This is a genomic window from Modicisalibacter sp., assembly GCF_055145905.1.
Genome location: NZ_JBSREH010000025.1, coordinates 93,181 through 106,999, shown reverse-complemented (window position 1 = coordinate 106,999; position 13,819 = coordinate 93,181). Strand labels below are relative to the sequence as shown.

The window sequence follows — 13,819 nt, the reverse complement described above, 5'->3', positions numbered from 1 at the left end:
CTTCAGGGAGCGCAGGTCGCCGAACTGGACAGCGACTGATCGAGCAGCGTTCGCCAGCGCAGCAGCACCGGTGCATCGGTCTGGGTCACCTCGCCCAGCAACTGGCGCAGCGCATCTTCGGCCTGCTCGTCCCCCGGTGCCACCACATCGAGCCACAGCTCCAGCGCATAGAGCTGATGATGGGGGTTCTCGTGCTCCCGCGCCTGTTCGATCGCCTGCTCCACCAGACCGCGAACCATCTCGGGCGAGCGCCCCAGCCGGTGATGGACCCGTGCCAGATGCACGCAGAGCTCCGGCACGAAGAGCGAGCCGCGCTCGCGGGCCATCATCAGGCACTGATCCAGGTAATCCTCGGCGCGCGCCAGCTCGCCGAGGGCCATGCAGGCATCGATGTACCACAGCATGGGGCGCTGGTGGCGGTCGCGCCCGACCAGTTCGGTGAACTCGTCCAGCCCGGCCTCGATCATTGCCAGCCCCGCGCGGTCTCCGGTCAGCGCGCGGTGCCAGCCCAGTGCACACTGCGCCGTCATGTGCCAGAGGTGCAGGTCGGGGGTACGGGTCAGCTCGAAGGCTCGCTCGGCACGCGCCCCGGCAAGGTGCACATGCCCCAGCTGCCGATACAACGCCGCCGCGCTCATCAGCGCCAGCGCCAGCGAGCCGGGATGGTTGAGCGTCTCGGCCAGACGCACCGCCGCTTCGACCTGCTGCTCGGCACGCCGGTAATCACCGCGCAGGCACAGTGCCCAGCCCTGATAGCAGGCCGCCGCCACTTGCGGATGATCCGAGAACGGCAGCCACTCCAGCATCATCGGCTGATGAAGCGGGTCGATCTCCTCGAGATGATCCAGCGCCTGACGCACACGTCCCGCCCAGTATTCACAATGAGCCCGCGCATAGGCTGCCAGGCGCCGATAACGCGGGTCGGGCAACTGCTCGGCCAGCGCCGCCATTCCCGAGGCCAGGGAAAAGGCATCCGCCTGCGCGAAACGCTGACTACAGCCCACCCACAGCCCCCACTTGACCAGAAACCGCTGCACCAGCTCGGTTTCCTCGTCGGCCCCCTGGGTGCATTCGAGCAGCTCGCGTGCCTTGACGAAGCTCTCGTGCGCCGTGGGCGAACCGTGCCCTTCCAACGCAAAGGCGGCCTGACCGCGTACCGTCAGCAGGCTGATCTCCCGCTCCACCTGCCCCTCGATCTGGCGCAGGCTCGCCAGACCGAGATCGGCCATGTGAAGCGCCGTGCGATTGGCGCTGACTCGCAGCGCCTCGCGGGCGGCCAGCTCGAAGTAACGGGCACCTCGGGCGTAGTGGCCGCTGCGCCGCAGATGCGTGGCGAAATCCCCCGGGTGACGGCTGATCCACATCGGGAAGCGCTCCTCGATCAGGCCGACCACCTGCTGGTGAATGCGCGTGCGGATATCCCGCGGGCAGGACAGATAGGCCGCTTCCTGCAGCAAGGGATGGGTGAACTGATATTCATATTCGCTGTGAGCGTCACAGCGCTCGATAATCTCGAGACGCTGCATGTGAACGAGCGCCTGTTTCAGGCGTTCCGGATCGAGCTCGCTGCATTCGCGCAGGAAATCGAGCCGGAACTGGCGACCGAGCACCGCCGCCACATGCGTCACATGGCGGTCGTTGTCGAGCTGGTCGATGCGGCTGGCCAGCAGCCCGAGCAGGCCATGGGGCAGCTCGTCGACCTGGATACTGCGCCCTTCGCGTCGGTCCATGTCGAGACGCCGGCAGATTTCCTGAAGGTAGAGCGGCACGCCGTCGCAGCGTTCGATCAACTGGCCGCGCAGGCGCGGACTGAGATGCAGGCGGTAGCGCCGGGCCAGCTGCGAGAGCAGCCGCGATGACTGCATGGCGTCGAGCTTGTCGAGCAGCAGTTGCTGGTCCCAGTGCAGGCGCACCGGCAACGGATCGCGCCCGTGATGGCTGGCTACCAGCAGAAAGGCCGTGTTGATCGGTAACCGCGCCTGCAGACCGGCCAGCAGCTTGAGGGACGGCTCGTCGATCCACTGCAAATCGTCGACCAGCAGCACCAGCGGCTTGCGAGCGGCGGTACGCTCGATCATGCGATGCAGCACACCGACCAGCAGGTCGACCGCTTCACCGCTCTGGGCGGCAGCCAGCGAGTCATCGGCTTCGGCCAGCCCCAGGGCCTGCTGCAGCAGTTGCCAGGATGCCGACGACTGCAGCAGCGCCTCGTCGCCCTGCTCGCTCAGCAGCTCGGCCAGGCCGGCCTCGTCGAGGTGCTCGCCGCAATGCCAGCGCAGCATCAGCCGCGCCAGCCCGAACGGTTCCTGCATCGACATGCGCGTGGTCGATTGCCAGCACAGCGCCACGTCCTCGCTTTGCACCAGCTGCCGAAAGCTCACCATCAACGCCGACTTGCCCATGCCCGACGCGCCCTGCACCAGCAGGCTCTGGCGCAACCCCAGCCCGGCTCGAGCCAGGGCATCGCGCAGCTTGCGCAGGGCACTCTCGCGACCGATCAGGCTCGGCGGCACCGCGCTGCGCCCCCCCTCGTTGACACCCAGCACCAGGGCACGCAACCGCACCTTGCCGTCGCTGGCCAGCAGGCGGGTCGACAATCGCGGCTGAAGATCCAGCGCCGGGGGCATGTGCTGGCTGGCCTCCTGGGAGATCACCAGTTCGCTGCCCTCGGCGGCACTCATCAGCTCCAGGGAACGCGCTGCGTCACCTGCCCCAGCGGGTCGACCAGCTGGCGCTCCGGCAGATAGAGCACCCGGCCGCTGTCCAGTCCGGCAGCCAGATCGAAGCGCGGCATGTCGCCACGCCCGCTCCAGAGTCTCGCCGCCTCTTCCGGCAGGGCCCGGCGGCAGTGCTCATAGAGCGCCACCAGCTCCGCCAGCTGATGGGCCGGCCCGTGGGTACCGAAGCAGGCCAGACCGAGCCCGCCGGTGGCTCCCGGCAGCCAGAACCCGCCGAGATGGTGACACTGGCGCTCCAGCCAGCGCAGCAGCTCGATCTGCAGCGACAGGCAGGCCCGAGCCTCGCCACGCTCGTCCCACTCGCCCCGCAGACGCAGGCGAATGGCCATCACGGAGAGCTGGCGGTGCTCGATCTCGTCATCGCTCAGTGGCTGGCTGTCCGCCGCCAGGGTTCGCGAGTAGGCACCGCGCGGGGTTACCGGCAGGGTTTCGCCACGGCCGTCCGACCAGTAGCGCGCCAGCTGAAGGATGCTCGGTTCGGGCTGCTGACCGGACAGGGCCAGCAACTGGAGGTAGGCGTTGTACTCCTCGTGGGCGGCGGCGGACTGGCGCTGGTCGATCAGCTGGCGGATCAGGCGCTCGTGAAACGGCGCATAGCCGGAAAAGCGACTGACCAGGGTGCGCAGCAGGGCATCGGGCAGCGCCTCGCCGCCCTCCAGCACCTGCTCGGCATAGCTCAACACCCGTTGACGCCACTCGCCACGCATGCGCACCAGCCAGCGTTGATATTCCGCACATTGAGCGAGTTGCAGATCCTCGACGAGGTCGCCACGATAGACGGCCAGTACCTGCTCAAGGCCCGCCACGTCCGGCACGCGTTCGAGCAGCGTCTCGAGCTGCTTGAGGTCGAAGCACCAGTTGTCGGGCAGCGCGAAGGCGATGGTCTGGCGCGACACCTCGAGCGTGCGCTCGGCCTCCTCGCCCAGGCTCTGGCGCAGGCAATGCAGCGCGTGGCGCAGGTTGGTACGACCGGAGGACAGCCCCTGGTCGGGCCACAGCAACTCGGCCAGCGCTGCCCGGTTGACCGGCTGTTCCATCAGCAGCAGATAGACCAGCAGCGCCTTGACCTTGTCGTAACTGAACTGGGTGAGCGTATCCTCGCCCAGGGTGAGCGAGAAGTGACCGAACAGCGTCAACTGCGTGTTGCCGGAAGAAGACCGTGCCATTGTTATCAGTTCCTGCGTTGTTCGTCAGCGAGGGCGAGTACGCCACCCGGACCGCGGCACGCGTGTCAGGCCGCCGCCGGCAGGCCGCTGTGAAAGCGGAAGGTGGCATCGGGCGATTCGATCAGTTCCCGCTCGCGTTCGGCGAAGAAGGCGATGCGCGTATCGATGGACGATGCCGAGAAGCGCCTGGCCAACATCAGGTAGTCCTCATAATGCCGCCCTTCCGACTTAACCAGAGTGCGATAGAACTTGGCAAGCTCCGCGTCCAGATGCGGAATGAGCGCGGCGAAGCGCTCGCAGGAGCGTGCCTCGATGAAGGCCCCCACAATGAGTATATCGACCAGCCGTTCGGGATCTTCAGCGCATACATGCCGGCGCAGTCCCTCGGCGTAGCGTGATGCCGCGATATGCCGGTACTCGACGCCGCGCGATTCCATCAGCCTGACCACCTGTTCGAAGTGCAGCAACTCCTCGCGGGCCAGTTGCGACATCTTGGTCAGCAGCAACGGCCGGTCGACGTAGCGATACATCAGGCTCATCGCGGTGGACGCCGCCTTCTTCTCGCACTGGGCGTGATCGATCAGCAGCAGCGCCTGATTGGCCAGCGCGGCCTCGATCCAGGCATCGGGCGTGGTACACGGCAAAAAGGCCAGCAGTTCGGGGGACAGCAGGGTTTCACGAGTATCGGGCATGGGGGTTCACGTCATGGATTCATCGGAGTCACCGGCGTCCCGGCAGGCTTCGGCACGCGCCAGCAGCATCGTCGCGATCGCCTCGTGAAGCTGCACCGGCGACATGCCGGCACCCGCCTCCCGGGGCTCGAGCCCATAGCGGCGAATATCGCGCATGCGCTCGCGGCCCACTCGCAGCAGTTCCACCGCTCGCGACAGCGCCGGCTGATCGGCACGAAAGCGGATACCGTGCCGCTCGAGCTGGGCCTGCAGCCGATCGGCATCCGTAACCCGCAGGTAGTGGCCGGCCACCGCCACGCGCCAGCCGTCCAGACGCTGCATCACCGCTTCGCGGGTGGCGTGATCGTAGCCGAACCAGTCACGGATCTCATGATCGCTGCGCTGACAGCCGCGGCAGACACTGTCGCCGACGGTGGTGGAACACAGCCCCACACAAGGGGAAACGATTCGTCGACTCATGGGACCTCCCGGTGAAGCGCCCATGGTAACGCGCCGGGCGCCGGCCGACGAGACGGCCACGCCAGTTGCCTCGCGTTGAAGCCCACGGCGTACGACCAAAATCGTGCGCCCCCGTCACACCCTTGCCTTAACATTGTCGACAGTTTCGCGTAGAATGCGCTCGGCTCTGAACAGAGCATCAGAAGGCAGGATTTGTGCGATTTTCAGCGATGTTCGCTGCCATTTTCTGCACCTACTGGATTCCGAAAATCGATGAGGGTCCCCAACGTGCTTGAAGCCTACCGTCAACATGTCGAGGAACGCGCTGCCGAGGGCGTACCGCCGAAGCCGCTGACCGCCGAGCAGACCGCCGAACTGGTCGAACTGCTCAAGAACCCGCCGGCCGGCGAGGAGCAGTTTCTGCTCGAGTTGATCACCGACCGCGTTCCGCCCGGTGTCGACGAAGCCGCCTACGTCAAGGCCGGCTTCCTGACCGCCATCGCCAAGGGCGACGCCGAATCACCGCTGATCGACAAGGTGCACGCGGTCAAGCTGCTGGGGACCATGCAGGGCGGCTACAACATCGCCACCCTGGTCGAGCTGCTCGACGACGAGAGCCTCGCCAGGGAGGCCGGCGAACAGCTCAAGCACACCCTGCTGATGTTCGATGCCTTCCATGACGTCGCCGAACGCGCCAAGGCCGGCAACAGCGTCGCCCAGGGCGTGCTGCAGTCCTGGGCCGACGCCGAGTGGTTCCTGGCCAAGCCGGCACTGGCCGAGAAGATCACCCTGGCGGTGTTCAAGGTGCCCGGCGAGACCAACACCGACGACCTCTCTCCGGCACCGGATGCCTGGTCGCGCCCGGATATCCCGCTGCACGCCAACGCCATGCTCAAGAACCCGCGCGACGGCATCGAGCCGGAAGTGCCGGGCAACAAGGGCCCGCTGGCACAGATCAATGAGGTCAAGAGCCAGGGCTACCCGGTCGCCTACGTCGGCGACGTGGTGGGCACCGGCTCCTCGCGCAAGTCCGCCACCAATTCGGTACTGTGGTTCTTCGGCGACGACATCCCCCACGTACCCAACAAGCGCGCCGGCGGTTTCGTCTTCGGCGGCAAGATCGCGCCGATCTTCTTCAACACCATGGAAGACGCCGGCGCCCTGCCCATCGAGATGGACGTCGAGAAGCTCGACATGGGCGACCTCATCGACGTCTACCCCTACGAGGGCAAGGTCTGCAAGCACGGCACCGACGAGGTGCTGAGCACCTTCGAGCTCAAGACCCGGGTGATCCTCGATGAAGTCCGCGCCGGCGGCCGCATCCCGCTGATCATCGGTCGCGGCCTGACCGAGAAGGCCCGCAACGAGCTGGGCCTGGAGCCCTCCGACGTCTTCAAGAAGCCGGAACAGCCGGCCGACAACGGCAAGGGCTTCACCCTGGCGCAGAAGATGGTCGGCAAGGCCTGCGGCATGGATGGCGTGCGCCCGGGCATGTACTGCGAGCCGAAGATGACCACCGTGGGCTCCCAGGACACCACCGGCCCGATGACCCGCGACGAGCTCAAGGATCTGGCCTGCCTGGGCTTCCAGGCCGACCTGGTGATGCAGTCCTTCTGCCACACCAGCGCCTACCCGAAGCCGGTCGACGTGGAGACCCACCACACCCTCCCCGACTTCATCATGAACCGCGGCGGCGTCTCGCTGCGCCCGGGCGACGGCATCATCCACAGCTGGCTGAACCGCATGCTGCTGCCCGACACCGTGGGTACCGGCGGCGATTCGCACACCCGCTTCCCGATGGGCATATCCTTCCCCGCGGGCTCCGGCCTGGTGGCCTTTGCCGCCGCGACCGGCGTGATGCCGCTGGACATGCCGGAATCCGTGCTGGTGCGCTTCAAGGGCAAGCGTCAGCCCGGCGTCACCCTGCGTGACCTGGTCCACGCCATCCCCTACTACGCCATCCAGCAGGGCCTGTTGACCGTCGAGAAGTCCGGCAAGAAGAACGCCTTCTCCGGTCGCGTGCTGGAGATCGAAGGTCTCGAGGACCTCACCGTCGAGCAGGCCTTCGAGCTATCCGACGCGTCCGCCGAACGCTCCGCGGCCGGCTGCACCATCACGCTCTCCGAGGACAGTGTCAGCGAGTACCTGACGTCCAACATCACCCTGCTCAAGTGGATGATCGATCAGGGCTACGGTGACCGCCGCACGCTGGAACGCCGCATCGAGGGCATGGAGGAATGGCTCGCCAACCCCAGCCTGATGCGCGCCGACAAGGACGCCGAGTACGCCGAGGTGATCGAAATCGACCTCGACCAGCTCGACCAGCCGGTGCTGTGCGCGCCGAACGATCCGGACGATGCCCGCCTGCTTTCCGACGTGGCGGGTGAGTCCATCGACGAGGTGTTCATCGGCTCGTGCATGACCAACATCGGTCACTTCCGCGCCGCCGGCAAGCTGCTCGAGAAGCAGCCCGCGGGCAGCCTGAAGACCAAGCTGTGGCTGGCCCCGCCGACCAAGATGGACCAGCACCAGCTGACCGAAGAAGGCTACTACGGCATCTACGGTCGCGCCGGCGCGCGCATGGAGATGCCGGGCTGCTCGCTGTGCATGGGTAACCAGGCCCGGGTGGCCGCCAAGAGCACGGTGGTCTCCACCTCGACCCGCAACTTCCCCAATCGCCTTGGCGACGGCGCCGATGTCTACCTGGCCTCCGCCGAGCTGGCCGCCGTGGCCGCTGTGGAAGGTCGCCTGCCGAGTGTCGATGAATATCGTCGCTACATGAGCGAGTTCGATGCCATGGCCGGCGAGATCTACCGCTACATGAACTTCCATGAGATCGAGGAGTTCCAGAAGGCCGCCTCCAACGTGATTCCCCTCGCCGAGGAAGCCTGACCCTTCGATTCCGATGCTCGCAACATCGTCAATCGATGACCGAAGCGCCCCGCCCCAGGCGGGGCGCTTTTTATTACAAAAAACAACACACATTTACCTCCACCGCCTTGAGGGGCGAACACTGTTCGACCTAGATTCAAGACGTCGCGAGCCCCCGCAACAACGCGTTCGCGATTCGGCAGGACGCCGACATGCACCCAATGAGAGGCCGATGCCACGGCCCTTGTGCATGCCGACTTTCATTCGCTTCGGCGAAGGAACCATTCAAGGAGAACCCTCATGAACATCAAGACACTGCTGTCTGCTTCCGTCGCCACTGCGACTCTGGTTGCCACCGCGCCCTCCGCCTGGGCCATCGACGGTGCCAAGGGCCTGTATCTGGGTGTCGGAACCGGTTTCAGCTCCCTCAAGAACGACGAAAGCGAGGTCGGCGACTTCATCGAGTCGGGCAGCGAGAGTTTCGATCTCGACAATGACGACAACGTCTTCAAGGGGTTTGTCGGCTACGAGTTCACCCCCTATTTCGCCACCGAAATCTTCTATGCGGACCTGGGCCGAACACGCCTGGAAGGCAATTCCGGTGCCAATACCGACCTGGAATCGGATGCCTACGGCGTAAGTGCCGTCGGCCAGCTGCCGATCACCCCCTGGTTCACGGCCTTCGCCAAGGCCGGGCTGGCCAAGTGGGAAACCGACGTCGACGGCAACCTCGGCAATGCCAGCGTCAACCTGAAGGATCAGGACGGCACCGATCCGGTCTATGGGGTGGGCGCCCAGTTCAATTTCGCGCCGTTCCTGATCCGTGCCGAATACGAACGATACGATTTCGACAGCGACTACCAGATCGACACCTTCACGGCCTCCGCCGGCTGGCGTTTCTGATCCGAGGCTCGCCTCGGACACCACCGTTTGCAACGACGCCGGGCCCGAGCCCGGCGTTTTCCTCTCGACTCTACCGCCCCGGCCGCGTCGATTCTGTGGCACCCTGTCGATTCAACACTTCGACATGGAGACGCGCCATGCCCCCTATCGTCACCCCCGATATCTGCGACGCTCATCCCGACGTCCGGGTGCTCGATCCCATATTCGTCAATCTCGGCGGACGCGAAGCCTTCTCGGGGCCGGTGCGCACCGTCAAGTGCTTCGAGGACAATTCGCGCGTCAAGGAAGCCGTCGCCGAGCCCGGCGAGGGCAGCGTTCTCGTCGTCGATGCCGGTGGCTCGCTGCGCTGCGCGCTGCTCGGCGACCGGCTGGCCGACCAGGCGGCGCGCAACGGCTGGGCGGGCGTCGTTCTCTACGGCTGCATCCGCGATGTCGACGTGCTGGCCGATGTCGACCTGGGGGTTCAGGCGCTGGGCGTCCATCCCCGACGCAGCAACAAGCACGGCGAAGGCCAGCGCGACCTGCCCGTCACCTTCGCGGGCGTCACCCTGAACCCGGGCGACTGGCTCTACGCCGACAACAACGGCATCGTGGTGGCCGACGCCCGCCTGCCGGTCGACGGCTGACGCGCAATCGCCGGCCCTGTCGGGCACTGCGACCGACATGCTAGCGTGGGGGCATGCCTGACTCACCGGCCACGACACTCGCTCCGCATGCCCTCGGCGTTGCGGCATTGCGCTCGCTGCGCGAGCACTGGCGGCCGCTGGTCGCCTATCAGTTGTTCTTCACCCTGCTCTCGGCCACGCTGCTGCTGCCTGCCAGCGCCAGCACCCTGGCCGCTCTGCTTCGCGAGCTCGGCCGTCCACCGCTGACCGGGGCCCAGCTGCTCGACGTCGCCTTCACGCCATGGGGCGCACTCTGGCTGCTGGCCGTCATCGCCTTGAGCGGCCTGCTGCTGGCCCTGCAACAGGCCGGCATGCTGCTGGTGGTGACCCGGCCGGGGGGGCATCGCTATCGACAGGCGCTCGAAGCGCTCTGGAGCGTCTGCCGACGCCTGCCCGGCATTGCCGGGCTGACCCTGCTGCAGACCTCGGCACAGCTGGCGATCGCCGTGGCCCCGCTGCTGCTTCTGGAAGCCCTGTATGGCTGGTTATTGGGCGGCATGGAAAGCTATGTGGTGCTGCAGACTCGCCCCGCTGCACTGGGCTGGCTGCCCGAGCGAACCACCTGGCTGATCCCGGCCATGCTCGCCTACCTGACGCTCTACGGCCTGCTGACCCTGGCGGCGACGTTCATCGGGGTAGCCGTCAACAGTCTGGTGACAGGATGTCTTTACCTGCGCCTGGCCCACCGCCAACCCCGGCCACCCTCGCCCACCCGCCGCGACCATCCGGCCTGGGTGGCCTGGGGCGCCGAGGCACTGGTCCTGCTGGTCGCAGCCGGACAGGCCTTCACCGAGCTCAACCGCTTCACCCTGCAGGACACGGTCACCATCACCGCCCATCGGGGAAGCTCGATCGAGGCGCCGGAGAACACCCTGGCCGCCTTCGAACGCGCCATCGCTGACGGCGCCGACTACATCGAGTTCGATGCTCGCCTATCCGCGGACGGCCAGGTGGTGATCTCGCACGACGACAGCCTACGGCGCCTGCTCGGCCGTGACGAGCGCATCAGCGAACTCGCCTGGCCGGCGCTGCGGGAGATCGACGTGGGCAGCTGGTTCGGCCCGGCCTACCGCGGGGAGCACATTCCCCGGCTCGAGTCGGTCCTGCGCCTGACCCGCAACCGAATCCGGCTGTATATCGAGCTCAAGCCCACCGGCGACAACGCCGCCGCACTGGTGGACGCCGTCCTCGCCCGGCTGCCCCGCGAACGTCGCGACCAGGTGGTGATCGCCTCGCTGTCGCCGGCGGTCATCCGCGAGGTGGAGCGCCGCGCCCCGCAGCTGCACACCACCCTGTTCGCCCAGTTCATGGTCCGCGGCGGGCTGGCTCTGGGCGATATCGACGCCCTGGGGCTACGCCATGCGCGTATCGACGCCGCCACCGTCGCCGCCACCCACGGTCGGGGCTATGCCCTGCACGCCTGGACGGTCAACGACCGCCGGCAGATGGCGCGGCTGATCGACCTGGGCGTGGACAACATCATCACCGACCGACCGGCGCAGCTGGCCGAGTTGCTGGCCGAGCGTGCCACCCTGAGCGACGGGGAGCTGCTGCTGCTAAAGCTGCGCAGCTGGCTGCACGCCTGATCGGGCATTTTCAAAAAGTCTGCGCTCGGCAATACTGCGTTGAAATTAAACTCAAAATGCTCATTTACATCTGTAAACTGCGCTTTTTCGCTCAATTTCGCCTTGTCTTGCCTTCGCTCGCCATTTTTGAAAAACACCCTCTACTCTCGATAAAAAGCCCGGCCTCTCGCGAGACCGGGCAGGGGGAAGTATTCCGTTGAGAGACTCAGCCGAGGGTTTCGCCCGCCAGCATGAACCAGGTCTCGAGCACCGCGTCCGGGTTCAGCGACACCGAGTCGATGCCCTGCTCCATCAGCCACTTGGCCAGTTCGGGATGGTCCGACGGTCCCTGGCCGCAGATACCCACGTACTTGCCCTGGGCCTTGCAGGCCTGGATGGCCATGCTGAGCAGCTTCTTGACGGCCGGATTCCGCTCGTCAAACAGGTGGGCGACGATGCCGGAGTCGCGATCCAGCCCCAGCGTCAGCTGCGTGAGGTCGTTGGAACCGATCGAGAAGCCGTCGAAATGCTCGAGGAATTCGTCGGCCAGCAGGGCGTTGGCCGGCAGCTCGCACATCATGATGACCTTGAGGCCGTTGTCACCGCGCTTGAGGCCATTGGCGCTCATCAGCTCGACCACTTCTCGGCCTTCGTCCGGCGTGCGCACGAACGGCACCATGACCTCGACGTTGTCCAGCCCCATCTCGTCGCGTACGCGCTTGAGCGCCCGACACTCCAGCTCGAAGCAGGGCCGGAAGGCCTCGGAAATGTAGCGCGAGGCGCCGCGGAAGCCGAGCATCGGGTTTTCCTCGCCCGGCTCATAGAGCTTGCCGCCGATCAGGTTCTCGTACTCGTTGGACTTGAAGTCCGACATGCGCACGATCACCCGCTTGGGATAGAACGACGCCGCCAGGGTCGAGATGCCCTCGACCAGCTTGTCGACGTAGAAGGACACGGGATCATCGTAACCGGCGGTGCGCACGTCGATGATCTGCTGGAGATCCGTGGGCAGCTTGGCATAGTCGAGCAGTGCCTTGGGGTGCACGCCGATCATGCGGTTGATGATGAACTCCAGGCGCGCCAGGCCGACACCGGCGTTGGGCAGCCCGGCGAAGGCGAAGGCACGGTCGGGGTTGCCGACGTTCATCATGATCTTGAACGGCAGGTCCGGCATGCTGTCGACGCTGGTGGTCTGGCAGTCGAACTCCAGCAGCCCGTCATAGACGTGACCGGTATCGCCCTCGGCGCAGGACACGGTGACTTCACGGCCGTCCTCGAGCACCTCGGTGGCATCGCCGCAGCCGACCACTGCCGGGATGCCCAGCTCACGGGCGATGATCGCCGCGTGGCAGGTACGCCCGCCACGGTTGGTGACGATCGCCGAGGCCCGCTTCATCACCGGCTCCCAGTCGGGGTCGGTCATGTCGGTGACCAGCACGTCGCCGGGGTGAATCTTGTCCATCTGCTCGGTGGATTCGACCACCTTCACCGCGCCGCGGCCGATACGCTGGCCGATGGCACGCCCGTTGACCAGTTGGCGCCCCTTCTCCTTGAGCTGGAAGCGCTCGAGCTTGCCGCCCTCCTGGTTGGAGACCACCGTCTCGGGACGTGCCTGGACGATGTAGAGCTTGCCGTCGTCGCCGTCGCGGGCCCACTCGATGTCCATCGGGCGGCCGTAGTGCTGCTCGATGATCACCGCCTGACGGGCCAGCGCCATGACGTCGTCATCGTCGATGCAGAAGCGCGCGCGATCCGTCGGCGAGACGTCGACGGTCTGCACCGACTTGCCCGCCGAGGCCTCGTCGGTGTAGGTCATCTTGATCAGCTTGGAGCCCAGGGTGCGGCGCAGCACGGCCGGGCGGCCCGCGGCCAGGGTCGGCTTGTGGACGTAGAACTCGTCGGGGTTCACCGCGCCCTGCACCACGGTCTCGCCCAGGCCCCAGGAACCGGTGACGAACACCGCGTCGCGATAGCCCGACTCGGTGTCGAGGGTGAACATCACGCCCGCCGCCCCGGTCTCGGAACGCACCATCTTCTGGATGCCCGCGGACAGCGCGACCTGGGCATGATCGAAACCGCGATGCACGCGGTAGGAGATGGCCCGGTCGTTGAACAGCGAGGCGAACACCTCGTGCACGGCACGCTTGACGTTGTCGAAGCCTTCGATGTTGAGGAAGGTCTCCTGCTGGCCGGCAAACGAGGCGTCCGGCAGGTCCTCGGCGGTCGCCGAGGAGCGCACTGCGACCTTGAGATTGGCGTGGCGCGATTCCAGCTCGCGATAGGCTTCACGCAACGCGGCCTCGAACTCCGGGGGCAGCGGTGTGTCGATGACCCACTGGCGGATCTCGCGTCCCACTCGGGTCAGCTCGGCCACGTCATCGACGTCCAGCCGCGCCAGCGCGGTGTTGATGCGCTCGTTGAGCCCCTCGTGAGCGAGGAACTGACGGTAGGCATGTGCCGTGGTGGCGAAGCCGCCCGGCACGGTGACGCCGGCATCGGCCAGATTGGAGATCATTTCGCCCAACGACGCATTCTTGCCGCCGACACGATCGACGTCATCCATGCCCAGGCGATCGAACCATTCGATGTACTGTTCCAAGGGGTCCCCCTTTTATCCAATGCGGTGTCGGCGCCGGACACGCCTGCTGGCAATCGGGGAACAAGGTAACAAGCCACCGCCCTATTAGCCATTAGTCTAATAGCGAAGTCACTGGAGTATTTTTACAACATTCGTCGATTGTCGGCATTTCCTGTAGTCGGCTGCCGGACACCCTCGCCATG

7 protein-coding genes and 1 pseudogene are annotated in these 13,819 nt (G+C 66.0%); 4 read left to right on the top strand and 4 right to left on the bottom strand.

The genetic code is table 11. The features are described from left to right. Window positions 1-2 precede the first annotated feature (2 nt). From ACTCB7_RS08755 to ACTCB7_RS08745, 3 genes and pseudogenes are all read right to left on the bottom strand, one after another. Window positions 3-3,904 (bottom strand): annotated as a pseudogene (locus tag ACTCB7_RS08755) (AAA family ATPase). 65 nt (window positions 3,905-3,969) lie between these two features. Next, entirely contained in the window at window positions 3,970-4,596 is a 627-nt protein-coding gene (locus ACTCB7_RS08750; protein ID WP_463006352.1) for a MiaE family protein, read from the bottom strand. A 6-nt stretch (window positions 4,597-4,602) separates the two neighbouring features. Continuing rightward, a complete protein-coding gene (locus tag ACTCB7_RS08745) occupies window positions 4,603-5,055 on the bottom strand; it encodes a DUF1289 domain-containing protein (RefSeq protein WP_463006351.1) in 453 nt (150 codons plus the stop codon). Window positions 5,056-5,322: 267 nt separating this feature from the next. On the opposite strand from ACTCB7_RS08745, the gene acnB reads away from it, so the two are divergent. The 4 genes from acnB (at window position 5,323) to ACTCB7_RS08725 (ending at window position 11,059) form a co-directional block, all read left to right on the top strand. Next, on the top strand, window positions 5,323-7,926 hold the full coding sequence (gene acnB, locus ACTCB7_RS08740) for a bifunctional aconitate hydratase 2/2-methylisocitrate dehydratase (RefSeq protein ID WP_463006401.1): 2,604 nt from the start codon (window positions 5,323-5,325) through the stop codon (window positions 7,924-7,926). Between the two features lie 279 nt (window positions 7,927-8,205). Beyond that, window positions 8,206-8,808 (top strand): porin family protein, encoded by a 603-nt coding sequence (locus tag ACTCB7_RS08735; protein WP_463006350.1) that lies wholly within the window; start codon window positions 8,206-8,208, stop codon window positions 8,806-8,808. A gap of 137 nt (window positions 8,809-8,945) precedes the next feature. Then, entirely contained in the window at window positions 8,946-9,434 is a 489-nt protein-coding gene (gene rraA / locus ACTCB7_RS08730) for a ribonuclease E activity regulator RraA (protein WP_463006349.1), read from the top strand. A 53-nt stretch (window positions 9,435-9,487) separates the two neighbouring features. Continuing rightward, window positions 9,488-11,059 carry a glycerophosphodiester phosphodiesterase gene (locus tag ACTCB7_RS08725; protein WP_463006348.1) on the top strand — a complete coding sequence of 524 codons (1,572 nt, stop codon included), beginning with the start codon at window positions 9,488-9,490 and terminating at the stop codon, window positions 11,057-11,059. A 205-nt stretch (window positions 11,060-11,264) separates the two neighbouring features. Here ACTCB7_RS08725 and ppsA read toward each other — a convergent pair whose 3' ends face one another. After that, window positions 11,265-13,637: a phosphoenolpyruvate synthase gene (gene ppsA / locus ACTCB7_RS08720; protein ID WP_224415079.1), complete on the bottom strand. Its 2,373-nt coding sequence runs from the start codon at window positions 13,635-13,637 to the stop codon at window positions 11,265-11,267. Window positions 13,638-13,819 lie beyond the last annotated feature (182 nt).

Coding starts and splice junctions, on each gene's coding strand:
- ACTCB7_RS08745 (WP_463006351.1), bottom strand. CDS start 5,055: ATGAGTCGACGAATCGTTTCCCCTTGTGTGGGGCTGTGTTCCACCACC.
- ACTCB7_RS08725 (WP_463006348.1), top strand. CDS start 9,488: ATGCCTGACTCACCGGCCACGACACTCGCTCCGCATGCCCTCGGCGTT.
- ACTCB7_RS08750 (WP_463006352.1), bottom strand. CDS start 4,596: ATGCCCGATACTCGTGAAACCCTGCTGTCCCCCGAACTGCTGGCCTTT.
- rraA (WP_463006349.1), top strand. CDS start 8,946: ATGCCCCCTATCGTCACCCCCGATATCTGCGACGCTCATCCCGACGTC.
- ACTCB7_RS08735 (WP_463006350.1), top strand. CDS start 8,206: ATGAACATCAAGACACTGCTGTCTGCTTCCGTCGCCACTGCGACTCTG.